Origin of the sequence: Achromobacter sp. MYb9 (genome assembly GCF_002975275.1) — a bacterium.
In the GTDB taxonomy this organism is placed as follows: domain Bacteria; phylum Pseudomonadota; class Gammaproteobacteria; order Burkholderiales; family Burkholderiaceae_B; genus Achromobacter.
The window spans coordinates 70,164-90,046 of sequence record NZ_PCOQ01000003.1 but is presented as its reverse complement, the minus strand read 5'-3'; the positions used below and the strand labels follow the sequence as shown (position 1 = coordinate 90,046).

The following is a 19,883-nucleotide window of genomic DNA, read 5'->3' as shown; positions in this document are numbered from 1 at the left end:
GGCCTGATGGCGCGCTACGACGTCAACCGGCACCTGTCAGCGACGCTGAACGTCAACAACCTGCTGGACAAGAAGTACTGCTCGACCGGCTTCGGCGGCTTCTACGCCATGAGGCTCGGGCAGCTTTTTCTGGTCATCACCGTCGTGCTGGAACAAGGGCAGCCACAGCTTGAACAGGGTGCCGCCAGGCAGGGGCTGCCAAACGCAACGCGCGCCCAGTACCGCCACGCGATTGCGTATATTGGCCACGCCCCGCCGCCCCGGCAATGCCAACTCTGGCGGCGGTGGCATGAACGGCCGGCCATTGTCCTGCACGCACACCCAAACGCCGACCTCACCCGCGCCGCTCGCAGCCGCCTTCGCTTCGGCGGTGGTCACGGTGATATCCGTTGCATCGCTGTGCTTGACGATATTGGTCAGCACCTCCTGCAGGATACGCAGCACATGCAGGGCGCTTTGCGCGTCGAGCCACTGCAGCGGCGGCAGGTCGCTCATCCGCCAACGCAGCGCGATGCCGGCGCCGGTCAACCTCGGCCCCAAACGAAAGCGCAAGGCCCCCAACAAGGCCAACAGGTCGGCATCGGTGCTTTCCAGGGAATCGATGGCGATCTTCAGATCGTCGATGCATTCCCGCAGAACCTGGGCGATATCAAGCGGCGTGCGCCCCAGCTCCACCTGGCGCAGCGCGCTCATCAGAGACGACCCCACGCCATCATGCATCTCGCTCATCAGGCGTTGACGCTCGTTCAATAGTGTCTGCTCGCGCTCGGCGACGCGCAGGCGCTCATGGGCCTGGACCAGTTCGCGCTCCTGCGCGGCCAGTTGTTCGGCCAGCACGACGCGGGCGCGCGCAGCCACCGACAGCGCACGGGTGTAGCGCGTGAACGCGACATACACGAACAGGGTGAGCAGGCCCAGATTCACATAAGGCGTCAGGTAAATGCCTTCCATGTCCACCTTGAAGCTCTGCATGCGCAGGTCATGCCACGCCATCAGCAACGACACAGGCCCCCATGCGGCCAGCAGCACATTGGCGCGGCTGCGCTCATGCCAGGCATTGGCCATGGCGGCATAGATCTGCGCCAGGGCCGGCGGCAGGATTGCCAGGCGTTGCACTGCCAGAACCCCGGGATACTCCGTCCACCAATAGGGCAGCGTCGCCACGACGACGATGGCCCAGTACACCACCAGGACGCGGCCCAAGCGCGGGCGCGGACGATGCTGCACCATGCCAAGGAAATGAAACCCGCAGACCGGCACGGTGACCATGCCCACCAAGGTCATCCAGGAGAACCAGGCGAAGCTCATGTCCAGGCCCGCGTCGTCCACCAGGAACAGCAAGGCAGCCAGCGCCTGCGCAACCGCCATGCAGAAGAAAAGCGCGAACGGCCACGCCCCGCCGGCCGGCACCAGGCTGGTATCACGACGGCGGTTAGCGCGCAGCCACACGGCGATGCCCAAGGCAAAGAATCCCAGCAGCAGGAAAGAGCCACGCCAATAGGTCGGCAGCGCCGTCTGCAGAAAGGTGCGCCAGCGCCAGGACGGCACCAGGTCGGCCGCCGATCCGACCCACATCGACGACAGCGCGCCGCCCGTATTCGGCTGGTTGGCCATGCGCACATACACCCACGCATCCTTGCCCGGCTGCAGCAGGCCGCCCAGATCCACCCATAAAGGATGATTGAAGTTGTTCCAGGCGCGGTCACCCCGCGATTGCCAGGCGCGCTGCCCGTTCACGTATACCGCCAGCGTGCCGGTTGCCTGCCAGCGTGCTGCGTATAGCCGCAGCCGCGGCGTCGTGAAGGCCGTGGCGGCAATGTGCACGCGGTACCACTGCACTTCGGCACGGTCCGCGGCGCCCTGCACACGTCGCGGCCACGCCGCTCGCGGCCGGGCATGCGGCAGATGTATCGAATGCCAGTCGGCGTCGGCGGCATTCATGGCGCTGTCCCCGGCGTCCAGTTCAGCCATCGAAGCCGGCTGCATCCAGGTCGTGCTTGATGATGACCACATCTGCGCTTCGGTGATATGGAGCACGGGTGACTCGGCGCGCGCCAATCCGCAAACAGCCAGCAGAAAAAAGCCGAGCATTGACGCGAGCACAGCGTCCCAATTACGAATGGCCGCCCAAGGCCACGCCCCCCTTGACCGTTCAATCCTCACTCAGCCACCCGTGTCGCGCGCCCTCGCGCACCGCTTCGGCCCGCGAATTCACCTGCAGCTTGGTATAGATGCGCCGCACAAAGGTCTGCACGGTGTGCGGTGAGACACCCAAGGCGCTGGCAACCTCGTCTACCGTATAGCCACGCGAGACCAGGCGCAGCGTCTCGGCTTCGCGCGCCGAAGGCGATACAAGGGGCACGTTTGCCGGGGCGGCGACGGCCTCGACGGGCGCCGCCTGCACGGTGTGCCGCAACAGCAGCTTCCTGGCCACCATCGGGTTGATCGGGCTGCCTCCCGCATGCAGGCTGCGGATTTCGGCGACCAGTTCCTGCGCGCTCAAGTCCTTCAGCACATAGCCCATGGCGCCCGCTTCGATGGCGCGCAGGACGTGCGTCTCATCCCCAAAAATGGTGCTTACCATCACGGCGCAATCGGGCCAGGTTTGCCGCGCCGCGGTGATCACATCCAGGCCGGAGCCATCGGGCAAGCCCAGGTCCACCAGCAGCACGTCGAGCGGCTGGCGCGGCAGCAGGGACAACGCTTCGCGCCGGTTGGCCGCCATCCACACCATGCTTAATCCCGGCGCGGTCTCCACGGCGTGCGCCAATGCCTGCAGGCAAACCGCATCGTCTTCGACCGTCGCGACACGTATAGGCACCCCGTCGGCTGCCGATGCGCGGCTTGCGCGCGGCAGCGCTTCATTCGTGCCGGGAGTTTGCGCCGCCGGTTCAGACCTTTGTTGAGTGTCTTTTTTTCGCATCAAATGACCATCGGACGGCTTCGATTTATATCGACCATGGCGCACCGGATCCCTAGGATGAACCCCGCTCGGAACATAACTGGGGAGTCTGCCTTCATCGGCTTGTTCCGTCATGTCCTCAGTTCTAGGGACATACAGTGTCGCACAAGTTTTTTATGCTGCGTCAGCCTACCTCAGCGCTCTCTTGATAACCGGAAAAATATGACAAACCGCCGGGTTTACCTTCGTGTGACCACGCTCTCAGCCGCGATTGCCGGCGCCTTTTTGGGAGGGTCGGCGTCTGGCCAGACGTACAACTGCGGCGGCAGCAGCAGCGGGCTGTCCTGCAACACGTCGGGCACTTCCCAGGAAGCGGTCATATTCCAGGCCGGATACTACAACCCCGTGCCGCCCATGAACGCAAATGCCGGCGCGGACATCACGGTGACGGTGGGTGCTTCAACAAAGGCCGCGCTGCAGGCCTTGTCGATTGGCGGCAACGGCAATCCAGATGGCACGCTGACCGGTATCGATACACAAGGCCTGACCGTGATCAACACGGGCAACCTGACGTTGCAGTCCACAGGAGGTTCGATCGTCACCGACGGCAACCTCTACGGGCTTTTCGCCCAAATGCAGGGTGGCAATGCCGCCAGCAGCAGCAACGGCGACTATGGCGGCAATGGCGGCGTAGCCGGCCGGTCGCAGACCGAGATCGTTTCGGTGACCAATCACGGCGACGTCAGCATCAATCTGCCCAACGTCACGGTAGCGGGCGGCGCGGCCGTGGCCGCGCTGAGCCAAGGCGGCGCCGGTAGCGGCACCACGGACGACCATAACCCCAGCGGGGCCGGCGGCCAGTCGGCGGGCGCGTCCATCGTCAATACCGGAAACATCAACGTCAACCTGGCGGGAACGGGACGCTACGCAGGCATCCTGGCATCCAGCAACGGCGGCAATGGCGCCGACCAATACGACGGCGGCGCCAACATGGGCGGCGGCGGCGGCAGCGCTTCGGTCACGAATTCCGGCAACGTCGCTTTGAATTGGGTTTGGGCCAACAACTCGAGCGCCTCGTCCGCGCTGTATGGCGTCCTGGCCCAATCCACGTCGGGCAAGGGCGGCGATTCGACCGACAAGGGCCTGGGCAATGGCGGTGCGGCCGGCATCGGCGCGGCGAGCGACCTCAGCGCCCGGGTCACCCTGCTGAGCGGTGGCAACGTCACCGTCACCCAGGCCGGCACGCCGCCAGCCCCCGGAGCGGGCGTCGCAGCCATCATCCTGGCGGGCAATGGCGGCAATGGCATGGCCGACGAAGATGACACCTTGGGTGGCAATGGCGGCAACGCCGGCACCATCAACGGCTCGCAGGTTCCCTTGCAGATCAACGTGACGGACGCCAGTGTTTCAACGACGGGAAGCCAGTTGCCGGCGTTGCTGGTTTCGGCGCTCGGCGGCGCTGGCGGCGGCAACTTCAACAGCGGCAGCTATCACGACCGTAATGGTGGCCTTGGGGGTCAGGCCGGCGACGCGGGCGTATGGGTCACCACGGCCGCGGCCCCTATCACCTTGTCCACCACAGGCGACCATGCGTCGGGCATCCAGACCTCGCAACTGGGCGGTGCCGGCGGCGCGGGCGGCTACTACAGCGGCGATGCGTTGGGGTTGGGCAGCAGCAACGCGGGCAATGGCGGCAACGGCGGCAATGTCGGCAGCTTGACGGTCAAATTGGCGGGCAGCAAGGCCCTGCCCATCGCCATCACCACCACGGCGAGCGACTCCCATGGCATCTATGCGGTGTTGCAAGGCGGAGTGGGGGGCAACGGCGGTACGCTCACCGGAACGATCGGCGGCGGTTCAGGGGGCGATGGCGGCGCCGGCGGCTCCACCGGATCGATGAACGTGACCCTGACCGGAACATCGATCTCCACACAGGGCGCAAACGCCTTCGGCATCCTTGCGCAGAACCTGGGCAATGTTGGCGGTACCGCCGCGTCCGCTACCGGGACTGACGTCCAGGGAGGCAACGGCGGCAATGGTGGCTCGACGGGCACGTTGACGATATCGACGGATGCAAACACGACCATATCGACGCAGGGGCAAAGCTCGCCCGGCATCCTGGCACAAACCGCCAGCGGCGCCGGCGCTAACGGCGGCAACGGCAACGGCCAGTTGAGCGGCGTTGACGGCAGTGGTGGCAACGGCGGCTCGGCAGGCGCGATAACCGTCGCCAACGCCGGCACGATAACGACCGCCGGCGCGGACGCAATCGGCATCATCGCGCAGTCCCTGGGGGGCGCGGGCGGCGCCGCGTCGGTCGACTACGGCATTTTCTACAGCAAAGGCGGCACGGGTGGCGCCGCGGGTTCGCCCGGCGCCATTGCCGTGACGAACACCGGCGCCATTCGCACCAGCGGCACCATGGCAATGGGCGTCCTGGCACAGTCCATCGGCGGCAGCGGCGGCGCGGCGGGAAGCGCCAGCGGCCTGGGGGTTTCGCTGGGTGGCGATGCCAACACCAATCCGCTCCAGGCCAACGCCAACAAGGTAAGCATCAACGCGTCCGGGACCATCACCACCACGGGGCTGTCCGCGATAGGTGTCCTGGCGCAATCCATCGGCGGCGGCGGTGGCGCGGGCGGTGCGACGCAGGGGCTGATCAGCCTGGGCAGCAGCGGCGGTAAAGGCGGCTCGGGCGGCGACGTGATCGGCACGCCCACCAACCTGACACTCACTACCGGCGGCGACAACGCGCACGGCCTGGTCGCCCAATCCATCGGCGGTGGTGGCGGCAATGGAGGCAATGCCAGCAGCTTTGGCATTTTCCATTCGGTCGCCATTGGCGCATCGGGCGGTGACGGTGGCACGGGCGGATCCGTCCAGCTGAACCTGGACAATTCCAATATCGTCACCCAGGGCACCAAGGCGGCAGGCCTGGTCGGCCAGTCCATCGGGGGTGGCGGCGGCACCGGGGGGCAGGCGTTCGCTTACAGCGTCGGCCCCCTGGCGACAGTCGCCGTCGCGGTGGGCGGGCAAGGCGGAGCCGGCGGCAACAGCGGCGCTGTCAATTCCCAAATGTTGGGCGGCAGCATCAAGACGGGCCAGACCTCGCGGCTGGTCAACGGCACCTGCGCCGACCCGTGCCTGACGGCGAACGCGCAGCCCATCGATTCGTTCGGCGCCGTCATTCAGAGCATAGGTGGCGGCGGCGGCCTGGGCGGTAATGCCACGGCGAAGGCGGCGGCAATCGGGATCCCGGTGACTGAAGCCGGCACCCAGGTTTCGATTCCTGTTTCGGTGGCGGTGGGCGGCACGGGCGGTATCGCGGGTGATGGCAACTACGTGACCTTTGCTGCGGCGCAAGGGGCACAGATCGAAACCCGGGGCCAGGGCGCGCACGGTGTATTGATCCAGAGCATCGGCGGCGGCGGCGGCGCGGGCGGCGACTCGTCGTCGCTGGCCGCTGCGCTGGATTACGGCGGTACGGTGCCGGAAAAAGCGCTCTCCTTATCCCTGAACGTGGCCGTGGCCGTGGGTGCGGACGGCGGCGCCGGCGGCAGCGGCAATTCCGTCTGGACCGCCCTTGGGGGACTGGTCAACGTATCCGGCGGGCAAGCCACGTTCACGCCCGATGCGGCCGGGACTGCAAGCAGCACTATCGCCACCTACGGCGATTATGCCAACGGCATCACCGCGCAATCGATTGGTGGCGGGGGCGGCAACGCCGGCTTCGGCAGTGCAAACACGCAGGATTTCGGCACCGGGTCCGTCCTGACGGCCAGCATCGGCTTGGGCGGATCAGGCGCCGGCGGCGGCAATGGGGGCCTGGTCCAGGTGGAGGTCTTGCCCACGGGGCAGATCCAGACCGCGGGATCCGGCGCCATGGGCGTGCTGGCGCAGAGCATTGGCGGCGGCGGGGGTGCGTCACAAGGCGGCTCCTATAACTTCGTTGGCCTGGCAATGCACGTGTCACCGTCGTTCGACGTCAAAGTGGGCAAGACGGGCGGGGCCGGCGGCGCGGGAGGCGCCGTTGGGGTGACGGTCGGCGGCAACATCGCCACCTACGGCGGTGACGCCGCGGGCGTGCAGGCGCAGTCCATCGGCGGTGGTGGCGGGCAAGGTGGATCGGCGGGGTCGGATGGTTCCGCGGACAATCCCATCGTGTCCATTCTTGATGGTCGCGTCGACGCCAAGAACGTGCTCCAGGATGTGTACCAGAAGCTCTTGAAAGAGACGCCGCCCAACTTTCAGCTCAACCTTAATCATGATGTGTCGATCGGCGGCGCGGGCGGCGCAGGCAATACCGGTGGCGCGGTCACGGTGAATCTGGATCCCACAGGCACGATCACCACCGCGGGCGATTGGTCTGCGGGGATATTTGCCCAGAGCATCGGCGGCGGCGGCGGTAAAGGGGGCGGCGCCCTTGCAACGGGCTCGGGCTGGGTGGATCCGACGAAAGTCGACGTGAACTCCAACTACAGCCTGGGCGGCGATGGTGGCAAGGGCTCAACCGGCGGCAGGGTGACGACGGTGCTCAATGGCGGATCGATTGCCACCAGCGGGTATGGCGCGGCCGGCATCTACGCGCAGAGCGTGGGCGGTGGCGGCGGCCATGCCGCGGATGGCTCGGACGGCTTTTTCGGCACCCTCGCCGTCGGCGTCGGCTACGGCGGATCGGGCGGTGGCGCCGGCGATGGCGGTGCGGTCACCCTCTTTACCCCTGCCGGCGCCCCGGCCAATATCACGACCATCGGCACCCAAGGCGAAGCGGCGTTCGGCACGGTGCTGCAATCGGTGGGCGGCGGCGGCGGCTTCGCGGGTGCGGGAACCAGTGTGCGGGTTGCCGTCGCCGACGATCCCATACCGGCCATCAAACTGTCGACCGGCCAAACCCAGAATACAAGCGAAGGCAACGGTGGCGCCGTCACCCTGCAAGACAACGGTACGCTGCGCATCACGACGCAAGGCAATAACGCCTTCGGGTTGCTTGCGCAGAGCGTGGGCGGCGGCGGCGGGATCGTGATCAACTCGCAAAATCAACAAGCGACCGCCGGGATCAACACCAGCATTTTCGGCAGCACGCCGGAGCCCGGCGCGCAGGCTGACGGCGGCACGGTGACCGCAAGCCTGGGCACGCAAAGCTGGATCAAGACAACCGGGACCGGCTCCCATGGCCTGGTCGCCCAATCGGTGGGCGGAGGCGGTGGCCTGATCGGCCTGCCAGGCACTTCGCCCACCCTCAGCGTCGATGCGAGCCAGGCCGGGTCCATATCCGGGGGCGACGGGCAAGGTGGCAACGTCTCGGTGACCAACAACGGCATCATCGCCGTGACGGGCGCCGGCGCGGTCGGGATCCTGGCGCAAAGCGTCAGCGGCGCCGGCGGCCTGAAGCTGGCGGACGATGGAAATACCGTCTACGCAGGATCAGGCGTTTCGGAATTCCTCAGCGAAGCCACGGTCGATGTCACGGTCGGCCCCAATGCGATCGTCTCGTCAACGGCGGTCAATGGCATCGGCATCTTCGCGCAGAACGCGAATGGAAACGGTGTCACCCTCACCATCGGCGGCAGCGTCACCGGCGGATCCGCCACCGCGCAAGCAACCGGCATATGGACGGACAGCGCGGCCCATAGCATGATGACCATAGCGAGCACTGGCTCGGTAACCGGTGCCACCGCGGTCCGGGCCACGACCGGCCTGCTCAATATCAACAACGCCGGCTTGTTGATGGGGAACGTCTACCAGAACGGCGGCGGGATGATAAATACCGGCACCTTTTCGTCCGGCCCGGAATACGTCGGGGCCTCGCTGCAGAACAACGGCCTGGTTGCGCTGGGCGGACGTGAAGGCACCAACTGGGGTTATGACCGTACCCGTTTCGTCGCGACGACCTTCGACACGACTTACACGCAATCCGCGCAGGGCACCCTCAAGGTGGGGGCGGACTTCGACAAGATGGCATCCGACTTCCTCACCATCAACGGGCCTGCCACCCTGGATGGCAAGTTGCTCGTGGCGCCGCTCGCGCTGTTGCCGAATCGGGAGCTGGCGGTAATGAACGTCAAGGGTGTCCGCACCGGCGTCTTGGCCGCATCGGATTCCCCCGTGGTCGACTACGAAACGCGCCAGGATGGCGCCACCACCCACGTGCGCGCTGTCGGCGCCAACTTCAACGCGAATTCGATGCAGTTGAAGCACAACGCGACGAACGTGGCGAGCCACTTGCAACGTGACTGGGATCAAGGCGGATCCGCCGAGCTTGCCAAGCTGTACGCGGTGCTGGACGCGGCCTCGCGCCAAGGGGCCGGCTCGTACCAGAACCGCCTGTCGGACCTGTCGCCCGGCGTCGCGCTGGCGCCCGCCGCGCAAATGCAGCTGGGCATGGCGCGCTTCACCGGCGCGATGATGTCCTGCCCGACGTTCGTGGCGGACGGTCCCATGACCAAGGAGCAAGATTGCGTCTGGGGGCAGATCACGGGGCGCAATACGAACCAGGACGGCGGCAACGGCTCATCGGGATTCTCGCTGGACAGCGTCACGTACCAGCTGGGCGGTCAGCGGCGGATTGCGCCGGACTGGTATCTGGGCGGCTCATTCGCCTACCAGAACTCGCATCTTAGTGGCGACGACCATCGTGTCACCGGTTCCGGCGACACGGGGTATGCCGGCCTGGTGCTCAAGCGTGAAGCCGGGCCCTGGACGATTTCGGGCGCGCTGGGCGCAGGCTATGGGTCGTATGACCTGAATCGCAATCTGGCGATCCCGAATTTCAAGTCGCAAGCCACGAGCAAGCCCGATGTGTACAGCTTCGGCGTGCGCATACGCGTGGCCAGGACCTTTACCGACGGCAACGTCTACATGAAACCCTATGTGGATCTGGACGCGACTTACTCACGAATGTCCAGCTATGAAGAGTCGGGTGACGCCCTGCATCTGAAGGTCGCCAGCAGCGATCAGATGGTCTTCGGCCTTGCCCCCACGTTGGAAATCGGCGGACGCAGCGAACTGCCGCGCGGCGCCATGTTGCGGCCCTTCGCCTACGCAGGCGTGTCGCTGCTTTCGGAGGATGGCTGGAAAACCAAGTCCAGGATCGCGGGCGCCTCTAATGGCGTGGGAAGCTTCACCACCACGATGCCCACCGACAATGTGGTGGGACGCATCGGCGCGGGCATCCAGGTTACGCACGCCAATAGGCTGGACTTCAGGCTGCAGTACGACGGCGAGTTCGCGTCCCGAGGCAACAGCCATTCGGGATCGCTGAAGGCGGCTTATCGGTTCTAGGGGGCCGGCGCACGGCCCTCTCTCAGCTTCAAAAGTCCATTGAAGCAGAGAGCATGAAAGTTCGCGGCGCGCCGAGGGCCAGGCTAGACAGCTGAGGCATTCCCCAGTAAGCCTTGTTTGTCAGATTGGTGATGCCGCCTCGCAGCGTGACGGCATGGTCGGCCACTCGGGTCGCGTAACGCGCGCCCACGTCGTAGGTCGTGTGCCCCGCCACTGACAACGAGTTGTCGGCGCTGATGTATTGCTTGGATACCGCGGTCGCATTGGCGGTCAACGTCAAGCCCTGCAGCGCCGGCACATCCCATTCCACGCCCAGCTTGCCCTGGAGCCTGGGGATGCCGGTAGCCTGCTTGCCCTCGTTGGCCGAAATGGCGGCTTTCGTCACCTTGGGGTCGATATACGCGACGCCGCCCATGAGCCGCACGCCGGGCATCGGCTCGCCGAAGAAGCCCCATTCCACGCCTTGATTGCGCTGTTCGCCGCCAAACGAGAAGACGTTGGTGACGGGATCCGTATAACTGCTGGGCCTGTTTATCTCGAACAGCGCCAGCGTATGGGTGAAATCGCCCAGATCAACCTTGAGTCCGATTTCCTTCTGCTTGGTCTTGAACGGCGGAAACAGCTGCCCGGCATTGGCGGCGGTTACCGGCGCGGTCTGGCCTTTGCTCAGGCCCTCGATGTAGTTGGCATAGACGGAAATATTGTCCGTCGCCTTGATCAGCAACGCGGCGGCGGGCGACGTGGCGCTTGCGTCATAGCGGCTGGTCAGCGCCCCGGTCGTCGCGTTCAGGGTATCGGTGCGGACTTCCTGCCGGCGCGCGCCCAGGGTCAGTTGCACGCGGTCTTCGGCGAAGGACAGGGTGTCCGCCAGGCCGTAGCTGACCAGGCGCGTCTTGGAGCGCAATATCGGCGGCCAGAAACCGGCAGGGGCCGGCCCCCAGGCCGGGTTGTAGAGGTTGGTGACCCAATCCGCCCCGGGCACCGAACGACGGCCGTAGTCCCGCTGATCGTCCGAGTAGTACGTGGCATTGAGCACCCACTGGTGCTTGACGGCGCCCGTTTGCAGTTTGCCCCGGAAGCCGGCTTCGCCCGACGTCTTCTTCAAGTTCATGTTCAGCTGGCCCATCGAGGTCCGAAAGTCGCCAGCATCGTTGAATACCTGCGCCGACATGGCGCCGTTGTAGGTGTACTCGGTTCTGCTGGTCCCGATCGCCGCGTAGGCCATCAGGCTGTCGCTGACGTCGAATTCACCACGGATCATGGCCGCCCTGTCCTGGTTTTTCGCATAGGCCCAGTCCGGGTTCAGCAGGGTTTCGGGCTTGGGCGGCCTGGGCACGCCGATGCCGGGCGCCAGGTTGATGCCGCGCGTCACGCCGTCAATGCGCTCATCGCTGTCGTACAGGTCGGCGGAAATGCGCACGCGCTCGCCACGCCAGTCCAGGCCTACCGCCGCCAATTGCGCCCGCCGCTTCTGATGGTCGACGGGGCCGTCTCCATCCCGATACACACCATTGAACCGCAGGCCGAACTGCTGGTTCTCGCCGAAGCGTCGCCCCATGTCCACATGCCCTCCGAACTGCGCATCCGACATGTAGGTAGTGGTCAGGCGCGTCAATGGCTCCGCGCCGGCACGCTTGGGAACCAGGTTGATGCTCCCGCCCACCGACCCACCGGGAGGCATGCCATTCAACAAGGCGGACGGTCCCTTGAGCACTTCGATGCGCTCGAACATGTCGGGCATCGTCCGGTAATACGGCGCCATGCCGAACAGCCCGTTGAACGCCGTATCCGTCGTGCTGGTACCGAAACCGCGTATCGAATAGGTCTCGCTCCAGGCGCCCGTCACGCCGTTGCTGAAAACCGATGGATCAGTCCTGGCGATCACGTCGGTGATGTCCCTGGCCTGCAGGTCCTGGATGTACTTGTCCGTATAGCTGATGACGGAGAACGGCGTGTCCATGAAATCCTTGTCGCCAAGAAAGCCTACGCGGCCACCATACGTGACCTGCTCACCTGCGTAGGGGGTGGCGGGGACCTCGGCCTGCCCCGTGACCGTCACCGTCGGAAGCGTCTTGACCCCGGCCTCGGCGACTTCCTGGGCCGACGTCGCCGGCGCGGCGGCGCCGAAGGTCAGGCCGAACAAGGCGGCGACGAGGTGGTTGGGGGCGAAAACGGCGTTTGCCCGCCGTGCTTGTAGCGCGGGACGTGCGGCGTGTCCGCTCTGGCGGCGTTTGCTCATGGAATGGCTCCGTTGGGTTGAGCTTTGGTTCGCCCGGAAATTCAGGCGACTGGGAATCATTTACGTTTGAATCGACAAGGACGCGCTTGGCGTCGATCAAATCAGTTCCGGTAGGGCTTGGTCACGTCGTCGATCATGAGTTCAAGCGACTTCACGCTGGCGGCGGTGACGTACCAGGCCTCGGCGTCCGCAAACACCACGCGGCCGTGGCGCCACGCGGACGTCTGGCGCAAAAGGGGATTGCTTAGCGTCTCGGCGTTCAGGCTCGGCCGGCGCTCCATCACGGCGGTGCGATCGACCACGTAGACGATGTCGGGATTTGCCTGCTGGATGAACTCGCTGGATATCGGCTGGCCGTGCAGGCCGGCCTCGGCCGACGGGCTAGCGGGCTTGACGCCCAGCGCCTTGAAGATGAAGCCATAGCGCGACTGCGTCCCGAACGAGCTGAACGCGCCGTTGTTGTGCAGCACGATGAGCGCCGTCTCGGGCCGGTCCTGGATAAGGGTCCGTGCCTCTTTCACCTTGGCGTCAAGTTCCGCCGCCTTCTGGCGGGCAAGGCCTTCCTTCTGGAAGATCCGCCCCAGCGTCATGAGGTGATCCTTGACGATTTCGACGTGATTGGCCTGGCTGTCGCGATAGTCCACGTCGAAGTGAATCGTCGGCGCGATCTCGCTCAGCTCTTTGTAGTGGTTCGCCTGCAGCGACGTGATCAGGATCAGGTCGGGCCGGGCGGCATGCACGCGTTCCAGGTTCGGCTGGACGATAGCGCCCATGTCCTGCACCTGCGCCGCATCCTTGTAGCGGGCAAGAAAGTGCGGCACGAAGTCTTTGGGCATGCCGACGACCGGCACGCCAAGTTCGTCCAGGAAGTCGACTTCGTTCATATCCAGGGCCACGACACGCTGCGGCAGCTTCTCAATGACGGTCGTGCCCAATTTGTGCTGAACCGTGATGCTGGCGTAGGCCTGTGACGCAGCCGGGCTGGCGCCCGCCGCAGGCATCTCTGTCTTGGGTGATTCCGCGGCTTCCTGGCCGCATCCGTGCAGCGCGGCCATCGCACCCAGCGATACCGCCAACGACAAGGCCAGTGCCCGCGGCCTGTGCGTAAAAATCATTTCAATTCTCCCGGGGGGTTGAAGTAGTTGCACAGGCGTCCCCGTTCTCCGTGCGTGATCTCGAAATCCAATCCGTACAACTCCCGCAGGCAGTCTTCGGTGACCACCTCGGACACGGCGCCGGCGCAACGCACCGCGCCGTCCTTCATCGCAACGATGTGGTCGGAGTAGCAGGCCGCGAAATTAATGTCGTGCACCACCAGGATCACGGTTCGGCCTTGTTCATCGCACAGCCGGCGTAGCGCTCGCATGATCTGAACGGCGTGCTTGATGTCGAGGTTGTTCAGCGGTTCGTCCAGCAACAGGCAATCCGTCTGCTGGGCAATGGTCATGGCCAGGAACGCCATCTGGCGCTGGCCGCCGCTCAGCTCGTCGACATAGGCGCGGCGCAGTCGGTCCAGCGAGAGAAACGCGATGGCCTCGTCGATCGCCCGCAGGTCGCGCGGCGTCAATGCGCCGCGGCTGTACGGAAACCGGCCAAAGGAGACAAGTTCTTCAACCGTCAGGCGCAGGTTGAATTCCGGGGATTGGCGCAAGGTGGCGACACGCTTCGCGTAGTCGGCGCTGCGCATGTGGGCCACGCTGGAACCGTCGAGCAGGATGTCGCCGCGGGTCGGGTCCAGCAGCCGCGCGATCATCATCAGGAGCGTGGTCTTGCCCGCACCGTTCGGACCAATGAGCGAGGTCAGCGCTCCGGTGGGAAATTGCACGCTCACATCGCGCAGGACGGACTTCGATCCGTACGTTTTGAAGAGATTCCGGGTGGTGATCATGCAGTGCCCCGCGTGCGCGCCATCATCGCAAGAAACCACCCGCCGCACACCAGGTTGACCAGGATGCCAACGGTGGTCTTGTAGTTGAAGACGTGCTCGACCGCGAGCTGGGCCAGGATGAAGATGCCCACGGCGATGGCGCAGCCGGTGGGCAAAGTGATTCGGTGCCTGCGCGAGCGCGCCTGCGCATAGGCGGTATTGGCGATGAAGATCCCCATGAACGCCGTGGGCCCGAGCAGGCTGGTCGACACCGCGACCAGCACCGCGATCAAAGCAAGATGCAGCCGGACGGTGCGCCGATGGTCCACGCCGAGGGAAATGGCCTGATCGCGCCCCAGCAAGATCACGTCCAGCGTCGGCAGGCTTCTGAAGCCTGCCAGGCACACCGCGGCGACAAGGGCGGCGGAAACAAGCAACTGCCCCGGCTCCGCCCGGCCGAATGACGCCTGGGTGAATCCGAGCAGAATCGAGAACTCGCCGGGACTGGTTTTCAGCTGCACGAACTGCGTGAAGGTACCCATCACCATCGTCAGCACCAGCCCCACCAGCAGCACGAAATACACGTTCTGGCCGCCGTTGCGGAACAGCCAGCGATGAAGGATCCACGAGTAGCCCAGCATCAGCAGGACCGACAGGAAGAAGTTGCCGTTCGCGCCCAGCACCACCAGGCTCTGCGTGCCCATGGCCAGCACCAGCAGGGATTGCAGCAAGAGGTAGACCGCCTCATAGCCCATGATCGCCGGCGTGAGGATCCGGTTCCCGGTAAGGGTCTGGAACGCGATCGACGACCAGGCAATGCAGATGCCGCCGAGGATCATGGCCGCCAGCCGGGCCAGCCGCTTCGGAATCACGTAATCGAAGTCCAGCCCCGATCGGAAGAACAGGAAGACCACGGCCAGTGCGATGACCGTCAACCAGATCATTCTTTGGGAAGCGGCGCGCATCACCGATGCTTCCACAGGATAAGCGCAAGGAACAAGACGCCGCCCATGCCCCCGGCGGTCAGGCCGATGGGGACTTCGAACGGATAAATCAGCAGGCGGCCGACGATGTCGCAAAACAGCAGCAGCGACGCCCCGCCCAGGGCCACGACAGGCAAGGTGCGGCTGAGGTTGTCGCCATAATGGAGCGCGACCAGGTTGGGGATGACCAGCCCGACAAACGGAATCGCCCCGACGGTGATGACGGTGGCCGACACGGTCACCGCCACCAGCATCAATCCCAACGTTACGGTGGCCGAATAGTTCAGCCCCAGGCTGGACGCCATGCCCTCGCCCATGCCCACCACCGTGAAGCGGTGCGCATACAGATAGGTCAGCGCGACGATCGGCAGGATCAGATAGACGAGTTCGTAGTTGCCCTGCACGATCTTGGAGAAGTCGCCCAGCAGCCAGCCCTGCATGCTTTGCAGGATGTTATTGCGATAAGCATGGAATTCCGCCAGCGCGCTCAGCACGCCGCCGTACATCAGGCCGATAACCGGGACGAGGATCGTGTTCTTGAACTTCACGCGGCGCACGATGGCCACGAAGACCAGGCTGGCCGCGAAACAAAAGCCCAGCGCAAACAGCATCCGCCCCACCGTCCCAATGGACGGCGCCAGCGTCATCGCCACCAGGATGCCAAGCTTGGCGGCGTCAAGCCCGCCCGACGTGGCCGGCTCGACGAACTTGTTGCGGACGATGTGCTGCAGGATCACGCCGCAGACCGACAGCCCGATTCCCGTCAGCGTCAGCGCCGCCAGCCTCGGTAGCCGACTCGCGGTCAGCGTCAGCCACGCGTCGCCGGACAGCGAGAACAGCTGCGACCACGCCATCTGCCGGGCGCCTATCAATAGCGATATGCCGCAGAGCACGACGAACAGCGCTGACAGCCCTGCACGCATCAGGCGTCTCCTCCGCCAATGCGCCATCCCTTGGCGGCCTGACGCTGGCTGAGAAACCGCGCATACCGCCCCTGGTTTTCGCGCAACGCCGCGGGCGCCCCCTCTTCCACGATCCGGCCGCCCTCCAGCACCGCGATCCGGTCGGCCATCGCCACCGTGGAAAGCTGATGCGCGATCACCACCAGCGTGCGCTTGCCGCGTAGCCGCGCCAGCGTCTCGGCGATGACGGCCTGGTTCTCCGCGTCCAGGGCCGCGGTGGCCTCGTCCACCAACAGGATAGGCGCGTCGCTGAGCAGCGCCCGTGCGATGGCGATGCGCTGCCGCTCGCCGCCGGACAGGCTTGTGCCCCCCTCGCCCACGGGCGTTTCCAGGCCCTGCGGCAGGCGCGAGACGATTTCCGTCACGCCTGCCTGCCGCACGGCGTCCAGGAGTTCGGCATCGCTGCAATCGGGCTTTCCAACGCGGATGTTGTCGGCGATGGATCCCGTGAACAGATAGTTGTCCTGGAAGATCTGGCTGATCTGACCCGCCAGCCGCCCGCTGGAGATCTTCCGCACGTCCGCGCCGCCGAGCAGCACGCTGCCTTCATCCACATCGAAGAAGCGTGCGATCAGCCGCGCCAGCGTGGTCTTGCCGGAGCCTGATTCGCCGATCAAGGCGATCATGCTGCCAGGCTCGACGCGCAAATTCACGCCGTGCAGTACATAGGGTTCGTCCTGGGCGTAGCGAAAATGAACATTGCGCAGTTCGATCGACGCGTCCAGCGGCGCCTGCGGCGCGTCGGGCTCCGGCAGGAATTCGACCGCAAGCAGTGCTTCGATGGCGTCGAGCTGGGCGCGCGCGCCGCGCAGGATCTCGCCATAGCCGGCCACCTCCAGCAGCGCATCGATGTAGCGGGCGGCCAGCAACATCGAGACCATGGCCGCCACGAGCTCCGCGGCCCCTGCCTGGCTGCCCAGCAACGCGTTGATCCACCAGGCTCCCGCGATCAACAAGGCGGCGAACGTGGCCTGGACGGCCCATGCATTCAGCACGGCGGCTCCGGCCGACAGCCAGATCAACCGCGCCCCCGACGCGCGCTGCTGCTCCACGGCCTCTTCGAAATGGCGCATGCCCCCTCCCTGCGCGCTGAAGGCGCGCAGCACCGATTGGGCTTGGGCGAATTCCACCACGCGCTGGCTGGCGTCGGCGAAACGCTGGTGAAAGGCATTGTCGGCACGCCGCGCAAGCCGCGCCGTAAGAAAGAGCACGCCCGCCAGCAATGGCAGCGCCGTCAAGGCAATCACGCCCAGCAGCCAATGCTGTGCGAACAACGCGAACACGAGCACCACGGGCGTCGCCACGCCCGCGATGACCGGCGTAAACACGTGCGCCGGAAGCTGGGCCACGGACATCATGCCCTGCGTGACGACATGCCCAAGACGCGCCGTGTTCTGCGGCGTGAACCAGCCGACAGGCAGGCGTGCCACATGGTCGCCAAGCCGGTGGCGGCCGCCCTGCAAGATGGCGACGCCCACGCGCACGCCGGCACGCTCGACGTAGCCACGCAGCGCCCAGCAGATCCCTGCCCCGCCGAGCAGCGCGATCAGCCAGGGCGCGGCCCGCCTGGCTTCTGCGCCCAGCAGGTGGGTAAGCATCGGCACGATGGACGCAATGGTGAGTCCGCAGAAAACGCCGTAGACAAGGGCCAGCCAGAGGTAGCGGCGCAGGACGGGCGCGTCCCTGCCCAGCAATTGCATCAAGGACTTCAGCATGACGGTTCCTCTTGGGCCGTGGCCGTTTCGTAACCGCCCAGCTTCCAAAGCCGCGCGTAGCTGCCACCTTGGGCCAGCAACTGGTCATGCCGGCCTTGCTCTGTAATGACGCCGCCTTCCAAAACGATGATGCGGTCGGCGTGCTTCACCGTGTCCAGCCGGTGCGCAATGACCATCAGCGTGCGTCCCTGGGCGAAGCACGACAGCGCCGCCTGGATCGCCGCCTCGCTGCCGGCGTCGGCCGCCGCCGTGGCTTCGTCGAGCACCAGCACGGGAGGATCGAGAAGCACCGCGCGGGCGATGCTCACGCGCTGACGCTCACCGCCGGAAAGCTGCGCGTCTTCGCCGACCATGGAGTCGTAGCCGCGTGGCAGGGCCAGGATGCGCTCATGGATGTTGGCAGTACGCGCGGCGGCTTCTATCTCCTGCTGGCTGGCGGCGGGCCTGCCTAGCGCGATGTTGTCGCGCACGCTGGCATGAATCAGGCGCACTTCCTGCAATACGAAACCCACGCGCCGGTAGAGCTGCGTGCTTTCGATCTGCCGCAAGTCGGCGCCGCCGAGCGTAATGCGGCCTTCGGCGGGATCAAAGAACCTCAGCAGCAGTCGCGCCAGCGTGGACTTCCCCGCGCCCGACGGGCCAACGATGGCCGTGACCGTCCCGGGTTCCAGGGTGAAGCTGATGTTCGATAGCGCCGCGCCCCCGGCGTCGTAGGCATAGCCCACGCCCTCGAATCGGACTTCATGCCCCTCGGGAGTCTGCTCGCGGCCCGGCGCGGGCGCTTCCAGCACCGGGGTCTTCAGCAACGCCAGCACGCGCTGCGCGGCACCCGTGGCGCTGCCTAGGTCGTGCAGCAGCGTGTGCAGCAACAGTAGCGGGCTGCAAATGCATGGCGCCACCAAGGCGAATGCCAGCACATCCACCGGCGCCATCCAGTCCAGCCCCACAAAAAGCGCGCCAAAACCCAGCACCACGCTCAGCACCGCGACCGGCGCGATCAGTGCGTGGGCACGGGCCATCGCCGCGACCAGCGGACGCGTGAATTCGACGAAGGCGTCGGCAAATCCGTCCACGGCGTCCCGGTAGCCGCGATGCGCCTTGCCGGCGTCGCCGAACGCCTTGGCCACGGATATCCCGCTCACGAACTCGACCGTCGCGCCATTGATGCGCCCAAGCCGGGCGACGAACGCCTGCATGTTCTTTCCGCTGGCCTTCATCGCCCGGCGCAGGAACAGGAAGAAGCCGCAGAACGGCAACAGCGCCACCAGGGCGAGGCGCCAGTCCAGCGCGAAGAGGTAGATGACGGAGATCACGATGACGCCAGCCGCGCGCGCCACCGCCGTGAAGAAATGCGCGGTCAGGCTGTGCAGGGTCGCCATGTCGTCCTGCAACGCCTGCTTGACCTCGCCCGACGCCCTGCCTGTGAACCAGCCCAGCGGCACCTGTGCCAGCCGCCGTGCACCGGCGAGGCGAAGGCGATGGGTGATGCGATTGTCAGCCAGGTGGGCGGTCAATTCGCCCGCGGAGACCATCAGCATGCCGGCGAACATGCACGCCACCGCGCCGATGACGGTCCACCAGATTTCGGGCCAGGCGTCGGCCAGGTGAGCGCCTTCGCTGCCGGCGCCGGTAAGGAGCAGTCGCGCAATATGCGCGATGGATGCCAGCGGCGCCAGCGTCAGCATGGCGCCCACCGCGGCCAGCACGGATGCAACGATGAGTTGCCCCCGGATAGGGGTCAACACCAGATCGAGCGGGCCGGCATGGCGGGGGTTGGCCGGCTCGGCGCCAGAAGTCTTCATGAACAAATACCGGGATGTTGGTGATAATTATTTGCATTACTATAAACTAAATCACGCTTTAGTTGCATGCCAATAAACTAAATATTCATGGGGCAAGTTAAAGTGCTGGGTAGACGTCATCAAGAAGAGGGA

11 protein-coding genes are annotated in these 19,883 nt (G+C 65.6%); 1 reads left to right on the top strand and 10 read right to left on the bottom strand.

Annotation, left to right across the window (positions count from 1 at the left end):
• Positions 1-36: 36 nt before the first annotated feature.
• The 3 genes from CQ050_RS06835 to CQ050_RS30805 all read right to left on the bottom strand — a co-directional run bounded on the left by CQ050_RS06835 (position 37) and on the right by CQ050_RS30805 (position 3,282).
• Entirely contained in the window at positions 37-2,037 is a 2,001-nt protein-coding gene (locus CQ050_RS06835; protein ID WP_199196745.1) for a sensor histidine kinase, read from the bottom strand.
• A gap of 115 nt (positions 2,038-2,152) precedes the next feature.
• The gene (locus tag CQ050_RS06830; RefSeq protein WP_233213840.1) at positions 2,153-2,821 is read right to left on the bottom strand and encodes a response regulator; all 669 of its coding nucleotides are present in this window, start codon (positions 2,819-2,821) and stop codon (positions 2,153-2,155) included.
• Between the two features lie 320 nt (positions 2,822-3,141).
• Positions 3,142-3,282, bottom strand: coding sequence for a hypothetical protein (locus tag CQ050_RS30805; protein ID WP_158266037.1), 141 nt, complete (start codon positions 3,280-3,282; stop codon positions 3,142-3,144).
• Between the two features lie 34 nt (positions 3,283-3,316).
• Between CQ050_RS30805 and CQ050_RS06825 the strand changes: the two genes are divergently transcribed.
• Positions 3,317-10,183, top strand: coding sequence for an autotransporter outer membrane beta-barrel domain-containing protein (locus CQ050_RS06825; RefSeq protein WP_146121005.1), 6,867 nt, complete (start codon positions 3,317-3,319; stop codon positions 10,181-10,183).
• Positions 10,184-10,211: 28 nt separating this feature from the next.
• Here CQ050_RS06825 and CQ050_RS06820 read toward each other — a convergent pair whose 3' ends face one another.
• The 7 genes from CQ050_RS06820 to CQ050_RS06790 all read right to left on the bottom strand — a co-directional run bounded on the left by CQ050_RS06820 (position 10,212) and on the right by CQ050_RS06790 (position 19,751).
• Positions 10,212-12,422 (bottom strand): TonB-dependent siderophore receptor, encoded by a 2,211-nt coding sequence (locus CQ050_RS06820; protein WP_105556054.1) that lies wholly within the window; start codon positions 12,420-12,422, stop codon positions 10,212-10,214.
• Positions 12,423-12,523: 101 nt separating this feature from the next.
• Positions 12,524-13,537 carry a siderophore ABC transporter substrate-binding protein gene (locus tag CQ050_RS06815; protein WP_105556053.1) on the bottom strand — a complete coding sequence of 338 codons (1,014 nt, stop codon included), beginning with the start codon at positions 13,535-13,537 and terminating at the stop codon, positions 12,524-12,526.
• Positions 13,534-14,310 (bottom strand): ABC transporter ATP-binding protein, encoded by a 777-nt coding sequence (locus tag CQ050_RS06810; protein ID WP_105556052.1) that lies wholly within the window; start codon positions 14,308-14,310, stop codon positions 13,534-13,536. The genes CQ050_RS06815 and CQ050_RS06810 overlap by 4 nt, the downstream gene beginning before the upstream one ends.
• Entirely contained in the window at positions 14,307-15,254 is a 948-nt protein-coding gene (locus CQ050_RS06805) for an iron chelate uptake ABC transporter family permease subunit (protein ID WP_105556051.1), read from the bottom strand. The genes CQ050_RS06810 and CQ050_RS06805 overlap by 4 nt, the downstream gene beginning before the upstream one ends.
• A complete protein-coding gene (locus tag CQ050_RS06800) occupies positions 15,254-16,195 on the bottom strand; it encodes an ABC transporter permease (protein ID WP_105556050.1) in 942 nt (313 codons plus the stop codon). The genes CQ050_RS06805 and CQ050_RS06800 overlap by 1 nt, the downstream gene beginning before the upstream one ends.
• Positions 16,195-17,949 carry an ABC transporter ATP-binding protein gene (locus CQ050_RS06795; RefSeq protein ID WP_105556049.1) on the bottom strand — a complete coding sequence of 585 codons (1,755 nt, stop codon included), beginning with the start codon at positions 17,947-17,949 and terminating at the stop codon, positions 16,195-16,197. Before CQ050_RS06795 ends, CQ050_RS06800 begins: the two co-directional genes overlap by 1 nt.
• Positions 17,943-19,751, bottom strand: coding sequence for an ABC transporter ATP-binding protein (locus CQ050_RS06790; protein ID WP_105556048.1), 1,809 nt, complete (start codon positions 19,749-19,751; stop codon positions 17,943-17,945). Before CQ050_RS06790 ends, CQ050_RS06795 begins: the two co-directional genes overlap by 7 nt.
• Between the last annotated feature and the right edge of the window lie 132 nt (positions 19,752-19,883).